Origin of the sequence: Sulfoacidibacillus ferrooxidans, from assembly GCF_022606465.1 — a bacterium.
Taxonomy (GTDB): Bacteria; Bacillota; Bacilli; order Alicyclobacillales; family SLC66; genus Sulfoacidibacillus; species Sulfoacidibacillus ferrooxidans.
In genome coordinates, this window is the sequence record NZ_JALBUF010000022.1 from 1 (window position 1) to 22,389 (window position 22,389).

Genomic DNA, 22,389 nt, shown 5'->3' on the forward strand with positions numbered 1-22,389 from the left:
CTGTACAATTCCAATCAATGTATTTCAAAAAAGCGAACAAAAAGGCAAGCTAAATCCAAGGTGCAATCCGTCAGACTGTTTTGATATTCTTTGTTCGGTGTGTCCACCATATTGACTTAATACCAATTTACCGCCCTATCTAAAGAAGGAGTTTGTGGCGTACTTTGCATACCAAGCAGATCCAACGCACCCGCTCTACATTGTGCTTCCAAAGGACATGAAGCCATTTGGCCAGAACCTGGTTGGGGAGGACGGGACTTTTGGGTTCACTTTCAAGGACAGCAGTGGAAACATATTTGAGATTGGATCAAGTGCGCTATGCAACGGGTGTGCGGCCAGTGCAGGAGCCGGGTTTTTCCAAGCCGCAGAGAAGGCGAGCTTGCAAGATGGCAGTAACCCCCAACCCAGCTTGAAAGAGCAGGGAGCTAATGTTGCATACCCGAAGTCCGATCTGGCGCTTTATGCGTATAGCGACAAGGGCATGAAGACCATTGGATTCAACCAATACAAAACGGACATGAGTCAGGTTGTGTGGGGCATCGACTTTGGGGCAAGTTACCAGGGGCCGAACCCTGACATGAATCAGGTCCCATGGATTTTGCAGAACTTGATTGAGCAAAATCAAGTGGGAACTTCCACAAAGTAGAGAGTAAGAAGGAACTCCTTCATTATCGCGTGACAATCACAAGTGACTTTGTCGGCTGTCGATTGAGTTTATAAATACCAAGAATCTGGATTCTCAACGATCAAGCTCAGTTTCCAGATCCACGCTGGGAGTTGCCGACTCGTGTCCGCCCAGATGAGATGCTTGATCAGATCCGATGCATCCTCCAAGCCGCGCGCCCCATCCAGCCAGATGTCGCGGACATGGTACGCGCGGGCTCGTTACACGATTTGTTCCATGAACACACTCTTGCCCATGCCGCCGATCCCGCTGATGGACCATACCACGGTGCGAGCCTTCACATCGTTCAGCCAATCGTCTAAAAGCTGTAGTTCAACCTCTCGTTCGATAAGCAGTTACAGGTGGTCGTCCTCTCCGCTTTTCATAAGTACAGTAAACATCATTCATGAAAGCGGATGACTGTGCAACACTCTGTTCAAGAGTGCACATGTTATCAAATATAGCTAACGAACGAACCTTGGACAACATCAAAGCGAATGATCCCACGTTCCCCCAGTTACCACACGCCAAGATGCACACCGTCACGCCTTGTCGTCGACCACTGAAGACCTCACCCCGACTTGCTCTATCACCTGCGTGACGACAATCAGCAGCGCCCCTATCGCCGACAGGCTAGCCATCGCGAAGAATATCACGTCGACCTGATGGTAGAACAGCGCCACCGCCACGGAAGAGAGGATGCTCCCAACGTAACGAAAAGTCGAATAGATCCCGGAAGCAGACCCGGCGTCCTCGCGCGGTACGGATTCAAGCGACATGGTTTGCATCGACACGATGCCCACTCCGGCAGAGGCACCCCCGAAGATCAGCAATGCCGAGAAGATCCATGCATCTTGTACCATCCAGACACGAAGGATCAACCAATAGAACATGGAACTCACAATATTCATCCCGAATCCCAGTCCGATCAAGGCGGGCTTCCCTACTCGAGTAGCGGCCGCTGAGCCCAGCCACGAACAAACCGACATACTGATCGAAAAGACCAACAACAGCAGACCGATCTCTTGCAGCGACATATCTTGCCGTTGGCGCAAGAAGATTGGCAGCGTCAAAATGGTGGCATACATGACGAAGTTACTCAGCAAGATCGAAACGTTGCCGACAGTGAATCGTACTTTGCGAAAAAATACAAACGGGATCAACGGATACTCCGTCTTCTTCTGTCGCAACGCAAACCAGCCCACAAGGAGTGTCCATCCGATAACTGCATAGACACTGACCTGAACTTCCCCCGTTAACATCAAGACACCGCCGAGCAGGACCCCAAGCAAGAGGCCTGAACCACCCCAATCAATCCGCGTTCGTTTGCCGTGACTTTCCGGAACCGCAACAAACGCGAGAGCGATGCAGGCGAGCATAACCGGTACATTGACCCCAAATAGCCAGCGCCAGCTGCCAAGCCCGATAAGAGCAGCGCCGAGTAACGGCCCGACGGCAGCGCCGAGTCCTGTCACAAGCGACAGGATTCCAAAAGCGTGGGTCATCCCGCGATCGCTCGTGTTGACGCGAATCAGCGCCGTGGCAGCCGGGTACATCACCGCCCCGCCCATCGCCTGAATCGCCCGAAAGACAATCAGCCACAACAGTTGGTCCGATGCGATACAGCCGACAGACGCCACGAGAAACAGAGAAGCTCCCGCGATAAAGGTCCGCTTTCTTCCCCATGTGTCATTTAGCTTTCCCGACAGCGGCTGGATGCTGGCCATGATCAACAGGTAAATGGTCACGAGCCAGGCGATACTGGCGATACTGACGTGCAGGTCCTGCGCCATCGACGTCAAGCCAATGGAGATCATGGTCGAATTGATGGGGACCAAGATCGTCCCCATCATCACAGTGAGAAGCAGCAGATTACGCCGAGAGAACGACAACGGTTCCTTCGGTTCCATTGACCGTGACCACATCCCCGTCCCGCAACGTTCTGGTGGCGACTTTCGTGCCAAGTACGGCCGGTATTCCGTACTCCCGCGCCACTGTCCCTGCGTGCGACAAGATCCCCCCGGCATCCGTCACGATAGCCCCCGCTACCGAGAACAAGACCGTCCAGGGAGGCGTCGTGCTCTTGCACACAAGAACATCGCCATGAGAAATTTTAGAAAACTCTTCTTGGTCATTTACGATTCTCACTGTACCCGTGTGACTGCCTTTTGAAGCGGCATACCCCTTGAAAAACGTTTTGGTATTTTCTTTCATGAACTTCGGCAACCCGAAGACTCGATCAACGAGTACGTCTTCTTCGCCAGATGCAGGCGGAAGTTGCCCCAGATGAGGTTCCCCTTGTTCCTGTTTAAACGTCTCGTACTCCTGTTTTCGCAGGTGAACGAGAGACTGCCGTGCGGATGGATTCGCCAGGCTCTGGCATACCTCTTCATAGTATAGAAAGAAAATGTCATCGGCCTGATCAATCACTCCCTGCCCTGCAAGCGTACGACCGATCGCCCGGAGAACCGGACGGTACATGACAGGGAGCATCGTGTCGATGTAGAAATGATGATCCTCATCCAGCCCCCAGCACTGTAACCCATACTGATACATCTGCCAAAATTCCTGTTTCGCCGTTCCCTCCGGCACGCCGTCCATGAGCGCCTTCATGGCTAACTCGCGGCGTTGACGCAGTGCGGCGTATTGCGCGTCGATGTCTTCTTCTTTTTGCACGTAAGACTGGATCAGTTCCCAGGCATATTTCGAATTCTCTACCCATGACTCATTGACAAATTCGTGAGAGTAAGACGTGCGATACCCGTACACTTCAAGCAGGTTGCGTAGCTTTTGTACAAGCGCCGCCCCGTGGGCCGTGGCACAAAGTGCGGCGTCCATCTCATGCGCTGAGGTGCTCCCGACCACCGCCGCCCACTGCGCATCCGCTTTGATCTCATTGGCCAGCTGCCGAAAGGCCCTATCAGTTTCCAAAGACTTGTTCATCACCCCGACGAGCAACTCGTACACGGGCTGCCCATCAGTCGCTTCCGTCATTTTCTTGTACAAGTCCTCGAGAATGAGGCCAACTTCTATCCGCGGAAAAATGATGTCAAAGTGAATATCCCACGCGACCGCATAGAAGCGATGCATCTCCTGAATAAGTTGCAGCGCCTGTTCAGGGCTGAACTCGCGTGTGGCCATCTGTTTTAGTTGATCGTAGTAGGGAAGTAAAACCGTCTCCAGCTTCTCTTGATAGTAGTCCATGATCACGGGGAGGCGCTGAGCCATGACGTCGTGATGACGTCTCGTGCGCTCTTCCGTGTCTCCTTGAAATGGAATATTGCACTGATAAAAGCGCCCGCGGTACATCCTGACTGAAAACCGTTCGAGGGGAACTTGAAGCGTCTCGAACGCGCGCCTGGTGCCTTCCTCTTGATTCGGAAGTTGAAACGAGGCAAACAGCGGTGTCAGCACATGAGGAAAATGCACGTCGTCGCGTACATAAAAATCGTTGTCGTCTTTCTCACTGTATAGGTACTTCACCGTAAACCGTCCTCTCTTGTGTGGTTGTGATGGGTCTAACCTGCAGCAAATACAGCCTTCCTTGCGCAAAGGCAAACTCCACATCGATAGCAGCGTCGTATTCGCCCTCCAAGTGCACAACCAGTTCGCACAATTCGAGCACTTCTGCGTCTGTCAGGCAGTACATCATTTGGTGCACAAGAGGCACCGCCTGCTCCTGAACCCCTGATGCCGCTCGCACGACTTGCACTTCTTTGTCGCCGAGCTCTTTGACCAATTCTCCCGTCGCCTTAACGTACTCAAACGCATCAGGTGTGACGATACCTGACACCACAGCCTCACCCAACCCATAGCTCGCATTGACAAAAACAGTGTCTGCCGTCGTCACAGGATGCCTGGAGAACGCGACTCCGGCTTGATCCGCCTGGACCATACCTTGGATCACAACCGACATCGCACAGTCGCACAAATCAACCTGCTTCTCGCGCGCATACGCCCTGACCCGTCCGTCACTGACGGATCCCCAGCAAACCTGCAGCGCGTGCAGAAGTTCATCTTTCGTCTGCACATTGAGCACCGTCTCGTACTGTCCTGCAAATGATGCCTCAGTCAGGTCTTCAGCCGAACACGAGGAGCGTACAGAGACCGCTCCGTAAACCTCGATCAGTTTTCCAAATGCCGGAATGATCTGCTCCAGCACCTCTGGCGTCACCCAGTTCCATCGCTCATTCACGCTCCTCGCTGTCGCATCCGCACCCATGCAACTCGGCCGATACGCGTTTTGCGTGACCACGACCCCGTCTGGCACGGGATACCCCTTCTCCAAAAGACGAGACAGTTCATAAGCTTTAGACCCACAGCGCGACTTCCCCAGCAGACTCGCCGCTGACTGCAATGGAACAATGTACACTCGCTCTACCACCACCTGTGTGTCAAATGTATAGATTGCAATATACCAATTCTAAAGATTATACAAAAGTTGATCCCACACGTCATCGGTGATCCTACCTAGGTAAAGTCCGCACTTATATTGGGGAGAGTCACCATTACTCCGCTTAACAAAGCGAAATCAGCACCGTCGAGAGAATAATAAATCTACTGTGCAGTCATGCGCTCTTTGACCAACCTTCCCTCCTTGAGCTTCCGCAGATACTGCGACAGGCTTGGCTGCGCAACTACGTCACATCGATTATCTCGATGAAGAGGTTCATAGACCAATGGCCTCGTTTGAGGAATACCTGGAGCTAATAGATACCGATACCATCCCTGGTGTAAATAGACGAATAGCAGAGCAAATTTTAACGGAAATCGGACCGACATGGATCAATTTCCATCCCCGATCCTCTGTGCTCATGGGTTGGCTTGACTCTAGGAAATAATGAAAGTGCAGGAAAACAGCAGTCGGGGAAAACTCATAAGGGAAATCAAAAGCTTCGGACAGCCCTAGTAAAAGAGGCCCGTGCAGCAGAAAGGATGAAACAAGGGTGCACAGCCCAAACAAAGAATGTCAAAATACTTTGTCTGATACATGTTATTTGCCTTTAAGCAATGATTGTAAGCAGTAGCTGAGCATACGCTGCCCGGAATTGCACGGGTGTTATGTAGCCAATCGATAAGTGAAAACGTAACCGGTTGTACCAAAGCTCGATAGACTCCCAAATCTCTCGTTTGCCCTTTTCGCGTTGATACGCTTCCTCAAGTGCCTCGATGGTAAGCTCTTTGGTCATTCTCGAATCTGCTTCCCACCCAACAATGTTTGACGTATACAAGTCCAGTCCACGACACTGGCAACATACAGCCATCCTTCGGTGGTCCACACATACGTGATGTTCGACATCCAGACCTGACTCGTTGGGTCGCTCTGCCGTAAACGTCTGATTTAAAACGTAATCGTGCACGGGATAATTGTGTTTAGAATTCGTTGTCGCCTTGTTTTTGCAAATTGTACGACACTTTAAACCGTTTTCCCGCATGATGTGAGCCACAGTTTTCTGTAGAATCCGTTCGCCTTCTTCACGCAACACCTGTGCATTCATTGGGCTTCCGTATAAACACCGCGAAGATAGAAAGATTTGGTGAATACGCTTTGTCATCATGCTACGTCGCTGTTTACACTCGCTATCTAGTCGTTTTAGCCATGCATAATACCTGCTTCGATAAACCTCAGGTACTTTACACATCTTCTGAACGGAAAAGTCGAAGCGGTGATCATAGATGAATGAATACCTTACTTCCGGTCTTTGCTTACGATACCTACTGCCTTTGTAAGATTTTATTCTCCTCTCTCCATTCATAATTTTACGCTCAAAATCCCGTGTCGCTTGAGCCTCAGGTGTTAAAAGACCGGACCCAACAAACGAATGCTTAGCATCTTTTTATACTAAGTAATCCAGCCGCACAAAGTATTATCATATATTTCAAAATATTACGCCACTTTGCCCGTGACCTTCCCCTTCTCCAAAATCAATTTTACGGTAATCACTTTGAAATCCTTGTCGTACTTCTCGCTAACATTAACACCTCGAATCAATTTACTTTTTGTCACATTCCCGATTCGTTGTGTCCACTATACACATCTATAGCCTAACATCAATAAATGAACCGTAATATAAAATGATCATTGTTTAAGTGGGCATGCATCCTTTTAACTACAACTAAGTGGCCATTGGGGCATGCTCCCTAGGGCCACCTGTGAACAGTACATACATGTTTCTGTTTTTGCAACCACTGATTAACAAGTCGGTTTCAACTGAAGTCACTAGTCATTAACCACACCTATAAATCAAACCATAATCTTACAAACATCATTCGTGAAATCGACTGGATCTGCAATGGGAAGCCCTTCAATAAGCAGTGCCTGATTGTATAACAGATTCGTATAGAGATGTAATTTCTCTTTGTCGTGTTCAAAAGCTGCTTTTAACGATTGAAACACCTCGTGGTTAATATTGATTTCCAAAACTTTATCAGCTTTTATGTTTTGATTATTTGGCATTGCTTTCAATACTTTTTCCATTTCTATTGTGATTTCTCCATCAGCTGTTAAGCATACCGGATGATTTTTTAGTCGCTTTGAAATACGTACTTCTTTCACCTTATCACCCAAAATTTTATTCATTTCATCAAACAGTGCTTTATTTTCATCTGCCTCTTGTGCAGTCGGTTCCTGCTTTTCGTCAGTTTCAATACCCAAATCACCACTAGATACCGACTTGAATTCTTTTTCTTTGTAGGTCATTAGCATTTTAATAGCAAATTCGTCGACGTCTTCAATAAAATATAAAATTTCATATCCCTTATCCGAGACAAGCTCGGTCTGAGGCAATCGATCAAGCCTTTCATATGTCTCTCCAGAAGCATAATAAATAAACTTCTGATCTTCAGGCATTCTTGCAATGTATTCATCCAGAGTAACCATTGTTTTTTCTTTAGATGAGTAAAACATCAGGAGGTCTTGCAGCACGTCTTTATTACTTCCAAAATCACTATAAACCCCATATTTCAGCTGTGTGCCAAAAGATTTATAAAAAACTTCATATTTTTCTCGGTCATCTTTTAACATGCGTAGCAATTGGCTGGTAATCTTACTCTTGATATTCTTGGCAATTAACTTGAGTTGTTTATCTTGTTGTAAAATTTCTCGGGATATGTTCAGAGACAAATCTTCAGAATCGACCATACCTTTTACAAAACTATAGTAATCAGGCAGTAGATCAGGAGATTTGCTCATAATAAGCACACCATTTGAATACAGTTCTAACCCTTTTTCATATTCCTTAGTGTAATAATCATACGGCGTCTTTTCTGGAATGTACAAAATAGCATTGTATCTCACAGCACCATCTACACTAATGTGGATATGCGTTAGAGGTTTATCAAAACCATAGCGCTTCTCGTTATAAAAATTTTCATAGTCTTCGTCTGTAAGTTCATTTTTATTTTTTCTCCAAATTGGAACCATGCTGTTAATCGTTTGCTCTTCGCGATATTCCTCGTATTCCCCTTCGCTACCTTCCTTTGGTCTTTGCTGAGTAACGTCCATTTTGATAGGGTAGCGAATAAAATCCGAGTACTTCTTGATAATCGACTTCAATTGATACTCGTCAAGATACTCGTCATAATTCTCATCTTCTGTACTCTCTTTGATTGTTAATATAATCTCCGTACCAACAGAATCCTTGTCAGTTGGTACAATGGTATAACCTTCAACTCCAGACGATTCCCACTTATACGCCGTGTCACTACCTAATGCTCTACTAATGACCGTAACCATATCGGCAACCATAAATGATGAGTAAAACCCAACACCAAATTGACCGATAATATCATGGCCATCTTTAGATTCATTTTCACTCTTAAATGCTAAAGACCCACTCTTTGCAATCACGCCTAAGTTGTTTTCCAATTCTTCTTTAGTCATGCCAATACCCGTATCCACAATCGTCAAGGTTCTATTTTCTTGATCTGCAGCCACCTTTATGTAGTAATTATCTTTATCGAAGGTTAAGGTGCTATCCGTTAATGCTTTGTAGTATATTTTATCAATTGCATCACTAGCGTTTGAAATCAATTCCCTCAAAAAAATTTCTCGATGAGAGTAGATAGAATGAATCATCATTTCCAACATCCGTTTTGATTCTGCTTTAAATGGTGTTTTATCCATAAGAACGTCTCCTCTTTCAAGTTTTCTCAATATGTATGTGCTGTCGCCGTGAAGCGTACTCAATGAATGGACTCTTCCTGCCACGACATCATCATACCACTGTCTATTGTACATATTCTTTGGTTTACGTCAATTTATCACCCTCTATCTGACCTCTGATGCATAATTGCACATGATGTCATGGCTATAATCAATCGCCAGTCAATTCAACTGATGCATTTGCGGACTCAGTGGGACTGACTGGCGATGAAGAGATGCTGCCTAATTTACGTAAAAGACTACAGGATATCATATGAATCCATACCCTCTTGACTTAAGTAGATAAAATCAAATGTCCACTATGATTTTACATTAGATATCCACCAATACTGAATCTGCGGATAACCAACAACAGCATTTGCATATTGTACAGAATCATGCAACTCAGGAGAATGTACTGCCAAAGTTGCAACATTATCGCCCCATAGAATAGGCAAATGTAGAGCCGTATACTGTTCATAAGCATAAAAATGATCTAATGTCTCCTTTGGTGTCCCATAAGGAAGATGCGTTGCTTGAATCAATGCATCTTCTTTTGCACTACTATACCCCTCACCAGATGGTGCATTTGTAGCAAATAACTGTCCTCCTGTAGGGTAGTAACCTGGCCCATTGTAGTACCATTCAGTTCCAGTTGCTATTTGCCATGAGTTTGGAGTACTTGGATTAATTGTACTTACTAATGTACTAAAAGGCGTTGGCTTTAACGACACATCAATTCCTTCTTGTGCCCAATCTTGCTTCATTAAAAGTGCCGTGTCAGATCCGGCCATTGTCCCACTTACATACATCATAGTAAATTTAAGTTCCTCATTCCCTTTTGTCATGATACCGTGAACATCTTTCCATCCATGTGATTCTAAAAGTTGCTTACCTTTTACTGGATTATATGCATAAGCGTTTTTCATATTAACATCGTAATACGGAGTGCTCGGAACGGAAGGAATCGGTCCATCTGTTGGAGATGCATACCCGTGATAGATATCTGTAGCAATTGATTGATTATCAATCCCCATCTGTAACGCCTGCCTGATATAGAGATGGTCGAAAATTTTACTGTGGTATCAGAAGCGCCATTAATGAGTGGGAGATACCAGTTTATATTGGTTTGAGGTGCAAGAGCATAGATAATCGTTCCGCCAGGTGTAGGTTTATCATTAGCTGACGATACCTGCGATGTAAGCGGAGTGGCAGATGTCGTTCCACATCCAGTTAACACAAGACCAATCCCTAATGTGAGCACTCCAATCAAACTTCGACGCTTATTTTTAAGTATGTACATTACCATAAAAATAACCTTCTCCTTTCATCTACTTTTGTAGTTTACAATAAATATTCATAAAAAACAATAAATTCAGTTAATGTAAGCGTTGTCAAAATAGTTTAACGACCTGCTCCAGTCTACGAATATACATCTATTCTCAGTCCACAAAACATAAAATAAAAACGGACATTCCCTACCACGAGGCGAATGTATCATACACTCTGCACATAAATCTATAAAATACTAACGATGTAACCATAGGTCTTTAACAATGAGGCATCGCCAATGATTGATCAACTTTTACTCAGCATAACTGTGTTTACATTTACAAGATAAAGACAAGGGGGACTCATTGTGTCCAATTGGAACCGAGTTTTTGTATCCACTGCCAGTGCCGCTACTGTCATTGGCCTATTAGCCGGGTGTGGCACAAATAATGCAGCAACGAGTGCTAATTCACCTAGCCCCACATCATCTCCATCCAGTAATGAAATTACCATTGGAACCTTATATGCATCTACAGGGGCTTTTGCCACATCGTCCATGCCTGAATATCAAGGCTTGCAATTTTGGGTGAACCAAATAAACGCAAATGGTGGAGTTCTGGTAAAGGCTACTGGAAAGAAAGAAAAGATAAACTTGGTTGCGTATAACGACCAGAGCAGTGCATCAACTGCAATTAACCTTTACAACCAATTAATCACACAAAATCACGTCAATATTCTTGTTTCTGACTTTGGATCTGTTTTAACATCTGTGGCTGTACCTATCGCCGAGGAAAATAAAATGTTGCTCTTTGATCCAACGGGAACGGGAGAATCTTTCTTTACACCTAATAACCCGTATCTCGTTCTAACCTCTTTGCCTACTTCACAAATTTGGCCTGATAGCTTAGCTAATTACATCATACAATCTGGTATTAAAAAGGTGGGGATTTTATACTGTCAAAATGACTTTGACCAATCTCAAGAAGCTACACTTGTTCAAAAGTTACAAGCTGCTGGAATTACACCTGTTTACAATACAGGCGTCCCTACGTCAACATCAAACTATAGCGTTCTTGTTCATAATATGGCATCTGCGAATCCACAAATGGCTGTTGAGCTAGGTTATCCTAATAATGATATCGCCTTTTTGCAAGCCGTTCAATCCACTGGTGTTACATTCAAAAAAACATTTGTTATCTTTCCAGGACAATTGCCAACTATGTTTGGTAAGGACTTCTCAAAACAACAATTGAACGGTCTGTACACCTATCCTACACCGCCTTTTATTCAATATAGCAATATCAACTACGGGCTTACATTACCCCAATTCGAACAAAAATTTGAGCAATTTTCAGGTAAAAATCATATTAATTTCTTGAATGTAGCTGGATATACCACAGGCCTTGCAATACAAAAAACTTTAGAAACATCCACCAGTTTGAGTCAGTTAGCCTTACGTAACGCAGTCACACAGTTTTCAGGACAGATTAACACGATTGATGGAACTTTTAAGATTAACAATGAAGGTGCTCAACTAGGTGAAACTCTCCCTATTGGTCAAATGTCCTACAATAGTTCAGGAATCCTATCGATGAAAATTATTAAATAAATAAAATAATGCCATCCTCACATCACTCTTAGTTCCTACTTCAGAATGGCGATGTGAGGATATGATTCCCACCACTATACGGAGGGTAAAATTCATATGCTATTATTCACACTTGTATCCGGGATACTCATTGGTATCTTCTACGGATTGATGGGACTAGGACTTAATTTTATATTTGGTGTCATGAAAATTGTGAATTTAGCCCATGGAGATTTTGTCATGCTGGGAGCTTTTGGCGTGTACCTTGGCTACTCGGTTTGGAATCTAAATCCGATCATTTCATTAGTTATTGAGATAGCTATTTTTTTTGTCGTAGGTATCCCACTCTATTATGGTTTCGTTCCAAGATTATTAAAGTCACGCGACCCTGAGATGTTATCACTCATTCTCTTTTTTGGTCTCTCTCAAGTCATCGAATCTTTAGCTACATTCGCTTTTGGAACAAACACAGAGACGGTGAATCCGACCGTCTTCGGGACACAACCTGTTAACATTCTTGGGCAAGACATACAATTCACTTGGATTGTTGCAGTCATCATAAGTATTATCGCTATGGCCTTTATGTATTGGTATTTATATCATACCAAAATTGGGATTGCGACACGTGCAATCATGGGCAATCGCACAGAGGCCATGAGCAGTGGCATTAACGTCCATCGTATTTCAGCTATTGCCTTTGCGCTTGGCATTGTCCTTGCCATTACAGCTGGATCTATGACCCCTTTCATTCTAGGTGGAATTTATCCGTCAATGGGTGTAGACCTTACAACAACCTCTTTTGCAGTTATCGTAATTGGTTCACTTGGCAATCCACTGGGGACAATTTTGGGTGGACTTATTTATGGTATTTGTTTGATGCTCATGCAAACTTACCTGCCAAGTTGGTCAAGTCTTGTACCTTATTTGCTACTTATACTCATTTTACTCGTTCGTCCTAATGGGTTGCTTGGCAGGAGGGAACGCAATGCGTAAACATGTACTGCAAAATGGCGTGATTATGATCTTATTAATTATACTTTTTGAGGTTGGCCCCACATTTTATCAAAATCAATCGCTCCTATTTCAAATGATGGTTTTTATGGCGTTGGCACAAGGTGTCAATATCTTATATGGTTTCACAGGCTATCTTCCTTTTGGTTATGTCGGTTTTTTTGGAATTGGGGCCTATGGCGCATCAGCAGCTGTCACTCTCCTACATACTCCTGCACTTTTAGCTGTATTGCTAGGTGGAGTTACCGCACTGATTGTCGGATTCATTCTTTCCCCGCTCTTGCGATTATCAGGAGCATACTTTGCTATCGGTTCTCTTGCAGCTTCAGAAATACTTTATAATGTCGTTTCAAACGAAAGCCTTCAAGCAGTCACTGGTGGTCCATATGGCGTCAACTTATCAGGGATATTTGACGAACAAACGAGTTATAATGTCATGCTCGTCATCTTAGTACTCGCCACTGCGTTTGTTGCCTATTTACGAAATTCGCGCATGGGTATGTCTCTGATTGCCATTCGCGAAGATCCTGTGAGTGCTGAAATGGCTGGAATTAACGTTTTTAGAGCACGAACCTACGTGTGGCTTACAACAGCCATACTTGCGGGACTTGTCGGAGCTACCTATGCATGGCATATTTCTGTATTTTACCCAGATACGGTATTTGACTTGTCCATTAGCATTTTCGCTATCGTCTTCACTTTATTTGGTGGCGGAACAACTCTTCTTGGTCCAATTGTAGGGACAATTGTTTTATATGGACTCTATAATGTCATTGGCATTTCTTCTCCTCAATATTTTCAATTAATATACGGTGTACTCATCATTACACTCGTACTTTTTTTACCAAATGGAATCATGTCGCTATTTTCAAGGAGGGGGATTTATGTCCCGTAACCCACTTTTAGAAGTAAGAAATGTCGTGAAGATATTTGGAGGATTCCGCGCTCTTGATGGCATATCCTTTTCTCTAGAGCGCGGTGAAATTCTTGGCTTAGTGGGTCCAAATGGATCCGGAAAAACAACTTGTATTAATGTAATTTCTGGACTATACAAACCAGATGGCGGGCAGGTCATATTTGCAAATAGACATGTTGCTGGCAACGCGCCACATCATATGGCCCGATTAGGAATCAATCGCACCTTCCAAATCCCCAAACCATTTCACGACCTTACTGTTGCACAAAATATTCTTGTTGTTCACTCTACCCATAAACAAAATACTATTGGTGATCCTCTAGAATTCGTCGGATTACAAGAATTCGCTACTCGTAAAGCTAGTAGTCTGACGAGTGGACAGCAAAAGTTGCTTGACCTTGCACGAGCACTTGCCAGTAGTCCATCTCTTTTATTAATCGATGAATTGGCAGCTGGACTAAGTCCTTCAGAACTAGATGATGTCGCGCACAAATTACAACTACTTGCTTCTAAAGGTATTTCACTACTTGTAGTCGAACATTTGCTCGGATTTGTTAACCAATTAACGCAACGTGTGATTGTGATGAATGCAGGAAAAGAAATATTTGAAGGTAATCTTACTTCCGCCGCGAAAGATGAGCAAGTCATTGAAATTTATCTCGGGCGATAAAAAGTTTAAAAGGAGTGCATAAAACAGTGCCAAGTTTATTGTGCGCGGAACAGTTACAAGTAGGCTATGGGAAAATGCAAATCTTATGGGATGTCCATCTTGAAGTGGCAAAAGGTGAACGCGTTTTGATCCTTGGCCCAAATGGAGCTGGTAAAAGTACGTTATTAAAAACGCTTATCGGACTCATTCATACATGGGGCGGACAAATTCTGTATGATAATCAACCGATTCAAGCTATGCGCGTAGATCGACGTATTCGCAAAGGAATATCATACGTTTCAGAACTAGGTGTAGTGCCTAGTTTAACTGTGGAAGATAACTTACGACTTGGGGGATACTACTCCTCACGTCATGAAGTAAACCAGAGAATGCAAGAGATGTTTGAAGAGTTCCCTATTATCAAGCAAAAACGAAAAGCTCTTGCAGGCAGTCTTAGTGGCGGGCAACGGAAAATGCTTAGTACTGCGAAAGCACTTATGAGTCATCCCCAACTCTTGATCATGGATGAACCATCATCAGGGCTGGCCCCTCTTCTTGTCACAGAAGTCATGAGCATTCTTTCCCGTTTTCAAAAACAGGGATTATCTTTTCTGATCGCGGAACAAAATGTAAAATTTCTCGACATTGCTGATAAAGTATATATTCTTGATTCTGGACGCATGGCCTTTACAGGAACAGTCGATGAATTAAAAAAGAATGATGCCCTACATCGCGCTTATTTTGGAGTATCACCTGTGAATACATAAAGCGCAATCATCTGCATGGTTGGATCGAATTATAAGTAAATAAGAAACAGCTGCACTCATTAAATATCAACCACCATTTTTACTTCACTGAAGGTATCTGCAAATGTTGTTCCCTTTACCCATGTCAGAAATGTTTCTTTCTGTTCAACTGCCTCATTCAACGAAATCCACTCCTCGACGCATACCGGATCAAACAACGTATGCATATGTTGTCTCAGGTATTCCATCGCTTCATTATGGCTCCATGCCTTGCGATAAGACCTTGCAGATGACAACGCATCATATACATCTGCGACAGCGACAATGCATGCTACCGTTGGAATACCGTCACCTTTAAGACCTGCTGGATATCCACTTCCATTAAATCTTTCGTGATGATAGAGTATTACTTGTAATTCTTCTTTTGTAAATCCTAGTTTATTACACATTTCAAAGCCGGTCACAGGATGTCGTTTAACTATCTCATACTCACTGACTGTCAATGTTGTCTGCTTATTTAAAATGGCATCAGGCACAGCTATTTTCCCAACATCGTGAACCAATCCAGAGCGGAATATCGATTTTCGGGTATGTTCATCTAACCCCATCTGAGTCGCTAATTGTAATGCGTAGTAAGCTACGCGAAGATTGTGGCCCGCCGTATAGGGATCTTTTGATTCGACAGCCAATATTAAACTCAATATACTCGCTGGAATACCAAAATCTAAACCTGTTTCGGTATACCTCGTTTTTCGCTTTTCCTCATACATGCGTTGATCAGCTACATCAAATATTTCATGCATGTATTTACCATCTATATGCGCTATGGCTTGTCCAATACTAATCGTAATTGGTTTGTCGAGTTGCACAAACGCATTATTGGATTCAGAAAGCTGCTCCCGAACTCGATCGATAAAGTCTTCACCATAAGGAGTGGGGATCAGTACAACAAACTCGTCCCCACCAATCCGAAACGCTCGTGCATCTACAGGTAATAAAGCACGTATGATTCGTGCAATTTCGCGCAGGACAGCATCCCCTAAAAGATGACCATATTTATCATTAATATCTTTAAAGTTATTGACATCAATCATGTACAGATGCATCCCTGCTTGAACAATGATACTCCCTACACTGTGTTGCTCCCACGCTGTGCGATTTTCAAGATTCGTCAAGCCATCTAGCCATATCGATCTCTGAAGTTTTTCTAATCGACTATAATGAGAAACCGCAAGAAAAACACCTGCTTGTAAGATAGCGATGACTAAGATTGCGTAAGGTATAGTAGCAGTTGAAACCATAGATGCAAGCACAATGAGCAGATAAGCATTGATATAACCCCAGTGCAATTCAGAGATAGTAAAAGTCACTTGTTGTAAAATCGGGCGATTTTCTCGATTAGCTATAATCATCACAGATATGAATCGATTCACAACTAAGTGAACTAACAAAGCCGGAAGAAGAGCAATCGTACGATTTATCCCATGATCGCCTAAAAGACGATACACAAATGTATAGGTATACGCACCTGCGGCTAAGCCTAAGGCTACATGAGCGATGGTTTCAAAGTACTTCCACCATCTGCTTTTTGCACGAATGGTGACGAGTACAACACCTGCAATCGGAATAAGTACGACAAAAGCAGGCTGAACTAAAAATATCCCCATCATCATTAACGGTATTCCAGGCCGCCAGGAAGCTCCGCTTGGCATTTTAGCAGACCATGGCATAACTAGAAATCCGAGAAGCATTAGTTCTACTACGCTAAACGCATTAGGTAATTTCCAAGTGTCGAACAATTGCCATATAGCATACACAACCAATGCGTTTCCTGCTGATGTAACGACCACCAGCGGCCAAAATAGATGGCCACGACGATGCTTCATTTTATACAGTCCCTACTGGCGATCAGGCCAAATTTTATTTTATTCGTGAATCTTCAATCATTTGAAACACAAACTATTTTAAAATGATGGAATCATAGTGTTATCCTATTCCACTCTTCTATAGATCCAATTCTTGAATCATACTAACATGAAATATTTATTTACGTAATCCCTAGATTGCGATGTGGAGTGGTATCATTTTAGTTGAGCTAGAAAACTCATATTTCAGCGCCTCATCAAAAATGGCTGAAAGGCATCACGGGCACACCCACAGTTTATTGAAATATATGTTAATACTGTACTAGACTGTTGATGGAGCAATTGTATGAGTCACATAGGAAAATGCTATGAGTTCGCCCGAATAGAGACTTTTTTTGCCACATTAATATAGAGAACACATGTACAAGTTGAAAAGTGAAAATCTACGTATGAAGAAGGTAAAAAGTATGGTGTTTCGATTCATCGAAGTCTATGACAAACGGAAACGCATGTATACGACCAACAGCTGATACCCACTCTTAGTGAAACGTTCTCACGATTATAAAAACCTATTCGCCAAAATTGTGTAAAGACGGGCAAATAAGGCCTTGCTCTCATAAAAACGTCGCAATACCCTTTTCCATGATAGTAAGCAATCAATTCGTCAAGGTCAGATTGTATTTTCTATAGAACCATTGGACCATCTACACCTTGCCCTTGACTCCACCTAACATATCTTTATAGGTACACTTTTCACCAAGATTACGAGTTACGTGACTAAACTAAATCCACATTGTCAGTCTGGCTTGTTCGTCTGCCGACAGTTACGAAAATGACCGACTATAACACGATAGAACTTCAGCCTCCAAGATAGGGCGCAACTCGTGAATCATGCCGATGAATGACCAATTTCATCTCGATTCAACACTGAGTGACAATTGGCTTACTGCAACATTTCTCACTCCATGAACTCCCGCTCCCTTGCTCCGGCTCAATTATCCCGCACTACCCATATAAATAATTCATTCACAAGCATCTCCTTACCTTCTTCTCCCAGCTTTCTCAGGAGGTAATAAGGACGTACACCCCTACAACGTCTATTCTACCAGTTTAATTTTAAAAGTATAATAATAGAAATATTTCATCTATAATTCGTAGTTTGTCATATAGACACGAAATGAATTTCGGGTACTTATGATCTGATCAATTGCTTAAAAATAAATTTTAGCGATGAGAACGGGTACACCTCACTAGTTCAATGTTATGTTTATTTATACGAATTATCAATTAAAGTGCAATCACTTTAACATTTCACCAATTATGTTAAGTTATATATCATATAAATTTACATAATTGGTGAAGTGTTGTGTAAGATGGGATCTCATGTGACACATTGTCCATTTTGTAGTGTGCATTAGTCCAAAGTGCTTCTAAACAAAGAGCCAAGTCTAAACTTTCGCCAGTCAAAGGGCACCCTATTTCTAAAGGAAAACTCTGCAGAAAGGGGGCGTATTCGTTAGGGACATCTCAGCACCCTGACAGACTGCTTACATCACTTGTACGAACATCTACTGGCTTTATAGAGGCGGACCTCCAATCGGCGTTAACCCTCGCCTAAAAAAATTTAATATATTCAGAAAAACTTTGGACAAGACGCTGTGCCGATATATGGCAGTGGGAGTTTGTCAAACGAGGAAGCCTATCTGTTAGGGAAATTTGCACGTACAGTACTGAAAACGAAGCCTATCGATTACAACGGACGATACTGTATGGCTGCGGCTGCGACAGCTATGAACCAAGCCTTCGGACTTGATAGAGGATCACTCTTTCCTGCCGAGGACATAGCTCATACTGATTTTTTGATTCTAGTAGGAAGCAACGTAGCCGAATGCCAACCAACGCTCCTCCAATATCTACAAAGCATGCGCATACGTGGAGGTATTCTTGCTGTCTTAGATCCGCGCGAATCTAAAACGGGGACATTTGCTGATTTGCATGTTCAATTGGTACCTGGTTCGGATCTGGCTCTCATAAAAGGATTGATATGCCACTGGCCGGTCGCTGGTATGACTTAAATAAGCAGGGACTGGTCCTAGGTTTAGTCGGAGCGGGCAACACAGGCACGCTACTCGCTACATTTTTTGCGGGCAGAATCGCCAAATCGTTTGGTTGGCACGTGGATTTTGCCGTCGCCCTATTTCCCCTATTCATCGTCTTGCTGCTACTCCTGTTTTGGGCGCGCGAGGCCCCACGCTCAATTCACGCAACAACCAATTTCACAGCGCGTAAGGGAGTGTTTACAAATCGAGATGCTTGATTGGCAAGCGGATATTATGCCCTTACCTTTGGTGGATTTGTGGGTATGAGCAGCTATATGAGTATCTACTTCCACAATCAATTTGCGTTGAATCCTATTGAACCCGCGGATATCGTGTCCTTGCTCGCACTGGCCGGCAGCGTATCTCGTCCAGTAGGTGGTTGGTTGGCTGATCGAATTGGTGCGTCAAGAATTCTGCAGGTCGTGTTTGGCTTGTTGTTTATTTCTACAATATCTATGTTGTGGTTTCAATCGCGGAGAGCAGTGGAAGCAGACTTACTCCTTATAATGATACTTTTCGGCCTTGATAATGGAGCTTTATTTCAATTTCTACCGTAAATGTTCACCGATCGCTTTGGACTCATAACGGGTATGGTCGGAGAGGCCGGAGGACTCGGAGGCTTTCTTTTCCCTATGGTTCTCGGCTTAACCAAGGCGCATTTTGGCAATTACCAGTGGGGGTTCACGCCGTTTGCGATCGTCAGTTTAATAGCCCTTGTCGCAAGCCTAAATTTCCACAGTAGATGGTCACTCAAGAGCACTCTTGAATTGCCATCTAAAATGTCAGATTTAAAACAAATGAGTGAAAGAGGGGGTCGCAGATGCTTAACATTGAATAAGTCAAGCGACAAAAAGATGGCCTTCTTGTGCTGCACGACATTGAACAATTTGCACAAAATGGTTTTGCATCGCTGAGCGCGGAGGATCTTGCTCGTCTTCGTTGGGTTGGATTATTCGCTCGAGACACCACGCCAGGATGTTTCATGTTGCATTCGCCTACCGTGCGACGTGCTAACAATCCCTCAATGGATGACTTTGGGTCAACTGGCAGAGCGGTATGGACAATCGGTTATGGATATCACGAAGCGTCAAGGCGTGCAATTACGCTGGATTCAAATTAAAGATGTTCCGGCGATTTTTTCTGCTTTGAGTCGCGTGGATATGTCACCCTTGCAAACCGGATTTGACAATGTGCGAAATGTCATGAGTTGTCCCATGGCTGGTATCAATCTGGATCAAGTCCTAAATGTGGTGTAAATTTGTCCCTCGGTAGATTGAGTGATGTCAACTTATCTTGGTGATCTTTGAGTCTTCCTTAGCCTGTTTTTGCTGCTCTTCACGCCAGATGTCCAACACTTCCATTCTACCAAAGAGGGACGAGGTGGCACTCATACATGATGTCACCCAGTGCGTCCACTGAATTTACACCATTATACGGACTCAACTCTAACCCGTCTGTATAGTAAAACAATTCATCTAAAAATTCTTGTGGTGGTAAATCTGAATTGGTGATTCTGGTTTTGTCGTTATTGGCGACAACCACGTAATTATACCCCATCTCTCGCCAGCCCCCCATGAGTGATTTCTTTCCTTATCACAAGCGTATCAAAAAAACAAGTCCAAAAACCATCCATTTTCACTCCACTTTTTTCGAGCAAAAGGTCAGGCGGCAATCATCACACATCGTCAACGACGGTAGATGGACGAGTTGTACATGCGTGCACGGTGGTGGAAGGGAGAGCAATGGATGCACCCAAAAAGGAAATTGTATGTGGATGTACTCTTCCATCGTAGGAGCAATGAGGAGATAGGCTTGATGTTTTTCGATGCTATGTAATGCACGTTGCATGATATCCACATGTCCACTAGCTATTTTTCGTTCTTGTTTTTTGAGCCAAACAAGATCGATCAGCGGTTTGCGTGGGAAGGTACCGCTTATCGGTTTCTTTTGTCTCTGCTTATAGGTTCGAGTCATGACTTCTACCCCATTTGGAATATATGTTCCCGAAAATTATACCATACATTTGATGAATTTAGGATACGTGGTGTGATGCACAACGGATGATTGAGATGGGATCAGGCTTAGGATTTTCATTAACGAAAAGAAAGCGGGTGTGATCTCATGACCAACCACCACATGGAAGATACTTGTAAATACAATAATAGTATATTTTTATACGTTTTCCCTTCAACTCTTTGTCGTTATTTTCGAAGAGAATTTTAAGAGAGTCTTGATAAACTTAAGAACGTGGTACATGCATTACGCAAAACCTTTGTAGGAAAGTGAACCCAAAAGGGTGAGGTGAGATGGTCATTAGTGATAACTATATCATGTAAAAAACGTAGCTTGCCATACGGATGAACGATAGTTTCTTCTTTTTCAAGTTGTCATCCGTACCTACTACATTTGAAAATAAAGTAGCTTGATATGATAACGGGAGGCCATCTAATGAAAAAAATGAAAGTAACAAAGGGACTAGTAGCTTCTGCCGTTGTACTGATTCCACTGTCTAGTGTATCCATGGCATTTGCTAGTACTTCTTTTGATACCCAGTATCAGTCCAATGTTTCAGAGGAGACTTCTCTTTTACAAACAGCACAGTCCTCATCTGTTTCCAATCCTCAAATTGTTGCATTGAGCAATGCCGTTCAAACGATTAATACTCAAGTATCTGCCTTGTACCAGTCTGAGCAAACTTTAGCCAATCAAGAAGCAGACATGACTCAAGTGAATACTTCAAATGATCAAAGTCTACAACAATTGCAACAACAACGTGATCAGATTCTTCAACAATCTCAATCTGCATGGGATCAAGTCAATCGATTTAAAAATAATCGCAGTTCATTTGGTCGTCGTTCATTTGAACACTCCCGTCAAGATTGGCTAACTATTGGGCAACAATTAAATCTAATTGACAATCAAATTCGTTCTTTTCATGACAGAGGGAACCAATTTTCTTATCATTCTTCTTACAATGGGGCAGTATCCGCACTTCAATCGTCTATTTTAAAATTGCAAGATACATCCATACAGTATACCAATGAGTGGATTAACTTAGAGCAAACTGAAACGGGTACATCAGGAGGTTCAGTAGGATCAGGGACACTTCCCATACCGATTGTTACGATGAATACTAGCTATTATGGATTAGTAACGTTAACTATCAGTAATGCTACTCCAGATGCAACCGTCAATCTGTATACTTCATTTGGTCAAGAGGTGAGTTCAACCACAGCCGATTCAAATGGTAATGCCTCCTTTGACAATCTGCCTAGCGGTAGCTACTATGTCGTGCAAACCTACGATGGTCAGCAAAGTGCTCAATCGAATACGGTGACTTATACTGCTCAATCGACTGTAGCCACCCCTTCTCTTGTCGTGAATGACAACAATGGTTTGGCAGAAGTAGATGTGAGTAACGCGGCTCCAGATGCAA

At 43.5% G+C, this 22,389-nt stretch carries 18 protein-coding genes and 2 pseudogenes; 11 read left to right on the plus strand and 9 right to left on the minus strand.

Going from position 1 to position 22,389, the window contains the following annotated elements; translation table 11 throughout:
• Positions 1 to 154 precede the first annotated feature (154 nt).
• Complete coding sequence (locus MM817_RS14870) at positions 155 to 646, plus strand: hypothetical protein (protein WP_241716579.1); 492 nt, start codon at positions 155 to 157, stop codon at positions 644 to 646.
• Between the two features lie 560 nt (positions 647 to 1,206).
• On the opposite strand, the gene MM817_RS14875 is transcribed toward MM817_RS14870, so the two are convergent.
• From MM817_RS14875 to MM817_RS14885, 3 genes are read right to left on the minus strand one after another with little or no spacing between them, the layout of a single operon-like run.
• Positions 1,207 to 2,574, minus strand: a complete 1,368-nt coding sequence (locus MM817_RS14875) for an MFS transporter (protein ID WP_241716581.1) — start codon at positions 2,572 to 2,574, stop codon at positions 1,207 to 1,209.
• The gene (locus MM817_RS17325; RefSeq protein WP_241716583.1) at positions 2,537 to 4,147 is read right to left on the minus strand and encodes a PEP-utilizing enzyme; all 1,611 of its coding nucleotides are present in this window, start codon (positions 4,145 to 4,147) and stop codon (positions 2,537 to 2,539) included. The genes MM817_RS14875 and MM817_RS17325 overlap by 38 nt, the downstream gene beginning before the upstream one ends.
• On the minus strand, positions 4,128 to 4,859 hold the full coding sequence (locus MM817_RS14885) for a PEP/pyruvate-binding domain-containing protein (RefSeq protein WP_473828222.1): 732 nt from the start codon (positions 4,857 to 4,859) through the stop codon (positions 4,128 to 4,130). Before MM817_RS14885 ends, MM817_RS17325 begins: the two co-directional genes overlap by 20 nt.
• Positions 4,860 to 5,289: 430 nt before the next feature.
• On the opposite strand from MM817_RS14885, the pseudogene MM817_RS17585 reads away from it, so the two are divergent.
• Positions 5,290 to 5,605, plus strand: a pseudogene (locus MM817_RS17585) (transposase); the annotation flags it as partial.
• Between the two features lie 62 nt (positions 5,606 to 5,667).
• Here the strand turns inward: MM817_RS17585 and MM817_RS14895 are convergent.
• From MM817_RS14895 to MM817_RS14905, 3 genes are all read right to left on the minus strand, one after another.
• Positions 5,668 to 6,420 (minus strand): IS3 family transposase, encoded by a 753-nt coding sequence (locus MM817_RS14895; protein WP_336605195.1) that lies wholly within the window; start codon positions 6,418 to 6,420, stop codon positions 5,668 to 5,670.
• Between the two features lie 488 nt (positions 6,421 to 6,908).
• Positions 6,909 to 8,789 carry a molecular chaperone HtpG gene (gene htpG, locus MM817_RS14900; protein WP_241716591.1) on the minus strand — a complete coding sequence of 627 codons (1,881 nt, stop codon included), beginning with the start codon at positions 8,787 to 8,789 and terminating at the stop codon, positions 6,909 to 6,911.
• A 338-nt stretch (positions 8,790 to 9,127) separates the two neighbouring features.
• Positions 9,128 to 9,880, minus strand: coding sequence for an ABC transporter substrate-binding protein (locus tag MM817_RS14905; RefSeq protein WP_336605196.1), 753 nt, complete (start codon positions 9,878 to 9,880; stop codon positions 9,128 to 9,130).
• Between the two features lie 566 nt (positions 9,881 to 10,446).
• Between MM817_RS14905 and MM817_RS14910 the strand changes: the two genes are divergently transcribed.
• From MM817_RS14910 to MM817_RS14930, 5 genes are all read left to right on the plus strand, one after another.
• Positions 10,447 to 11,688 carry an ABC transporter substrate-binding protein gene (locus MM817_RS14910; RefSeq protein WP_241716594.1) on the plus strand — a complete coding sequence of 414 codons (1,242 nt, stop codon included), beginning with the start codon at positions 10,447 to 10,449 and terminating at the stop codon, positions 11,686 to 11,688.
• 96 nt (positions 11,689 to 11,784) lie between these two features.
• Complete coding sequence (locus tag MM817_RS14915) at positions 11,785 to 12,660, plus strand: branched-chain amino acid ABC transporter permease (protein ID WP_241716596.1); 876 nt, start codon at positions 11,785 to 11,787, stop codon at positions 12,658 to 12,660.
• The gene (locus tag MM817_RS14920; RefSeq protein WP_241716598.1) at positions 12,653 to 13,573 is read left to right on the plus strand and encodes a branched-chain amino acid ABC transporter permease; all 921 of its coding nucleotides are present in this window, start codon (positions 12,653 to 12,655) and stop codon (positions 13,571 to 13,573) included. The genes MM817_RS14915 and MM817_RS14920 overlap by 8 nt, the downstream gene beginning before the upstream one ends.
• Positions 13,563 to 14,264: an ABC transporter ATP-binding protein gene (locus tag MM817_RS14925; RefSeq protein ID WP_241716600.1), complete on the plus strand. Its 702-nt coding sequence runs from the start codon at positions 13,563 to 13,565 to the stop codon at positions 14,262 to 14,264. The genes MM817_RS14920 and MM817_RS14925 overlap by 11 nt, the downstream gene beginning before the upstream one ends.
• Before the next feature lie 26 nt (positions 14,265 to 14,290).
• Positions 14,291 to 15,010: an ABC transporter ATP-binding protein gene (locus tag MM817_RS14930; RefSeq protein WP_241716603.1), complete on the plus strand. Its 720-nt coding sequence runs from the start codon at positions 14,291 to 14,293 to the stop codon at positions 15,008 to 15,010.
• A 59-nt stretch (positions 15,011 to 15,069) separates the two neighbouring features.
• On the opposite strand, the gene MM817_RS14935 is transcribed toward MM817_RS14930, so the two are convergent.
• Positions 15,070 to 16,875 carry a bifunctional diguanylate cyclase/phosphohydrolase gene (locus MM817_RS14935; RefSeq protein ID WP_241716605.1) on the minus strand — a complete coding sequence of 602 codons (1,806 nt, stop codon included), beginning with the start codon at positions 16,873 to 16,875 and terminating at the stop codon, positions 15,070 to 15,072.
• Positions 16,876 to 18,485: 1,610 nt separating this feature from the next.
• Here MM817_RS14935 and MM817_RS14940 point away from each other — a divergent pair.
• The 3 genes and pseudogenes from MM817_RS14940 to MM817_RS14950 all read left to right on the plus strand — a co-directional run bounded on the left by MM817_RS14940 (position 18,486) and on the right by MM817_RS14950 (position 20,209).
• Complete coding sequence (locus MM817_RS14940; RefSeq protein WP_336605197.1) at positions 18,486 to 18,929, plus strand: molybdopterin oxidoreductase family protein; 444 nt, start codon at positions 18,486 to 18,488, stop codon at positions 18,927 to 18,929.
• Positions 18,899 to 19,510: pseudogene (locus MM817_RS17330) on the plus strand (MFS transporter). The gene MM817_RS14940 and the pseudogene MM817_RS17330 overlap by 31 nt, the downstream one beginning before the upstream one ends.
• 387 nt (positions 19,511 to 19,897) lie before the next feature.
• The gene (locus MM817_RS14950) at positions 19,898 to 20,209 is read left to right on the plus strand and encodes a hypothetical protein (RefSeq protein WP_272880024.1); all 312 of its coding nucleotides are present in this window, start codon (positions 19,898 to 19,900) and stop codon (positions 20,207 to 20,209) included.
• A 106-nt stretch (positions 20,210 to 20,315) separates the two neighbouring features.
• Here the strand turns inward: MM817_RS14950 and MM817_RS14955 are convergent, their stop codons facing one another.
• Positions 20,316 to 20,510, minus strand: a complete 195-nt coding sequence (locus tag MM817_RS14955) for a hypothetical protein (RefSeq protein WP_241716611.1) — start codon at positions 20,508 to 20,510, stop codon at positions 20,316 to 20,318.
• A gap of 78 nt (positions 20,511 to 20,588) precedes the next feature.
• Complete coding sequence (locus MM817_RS14960) at positions 20,589 to 20,927, minus strand: hypothetical protein (RefSeq protein WP_241716613.1); 339 nt, start codon at positions 20,925 to 20,927, stop codon at positions 20,589 to 20,591.
• A gap of 474 nt (positions 20,928 to 21,401) precedes the next feature.
• Here MM817_RS14960 and MM817_RS14965 point away from each other — a divergent pair.
• Positions 21,402 to 22,389 (plus strand): carboxypeptidase-like regulatory domain-containing protein (locus MM817_RS14965; RefSeq protein ID WP_241716615.1); only part of this gene is annotated, 988 nt, incomplete at its 3' end.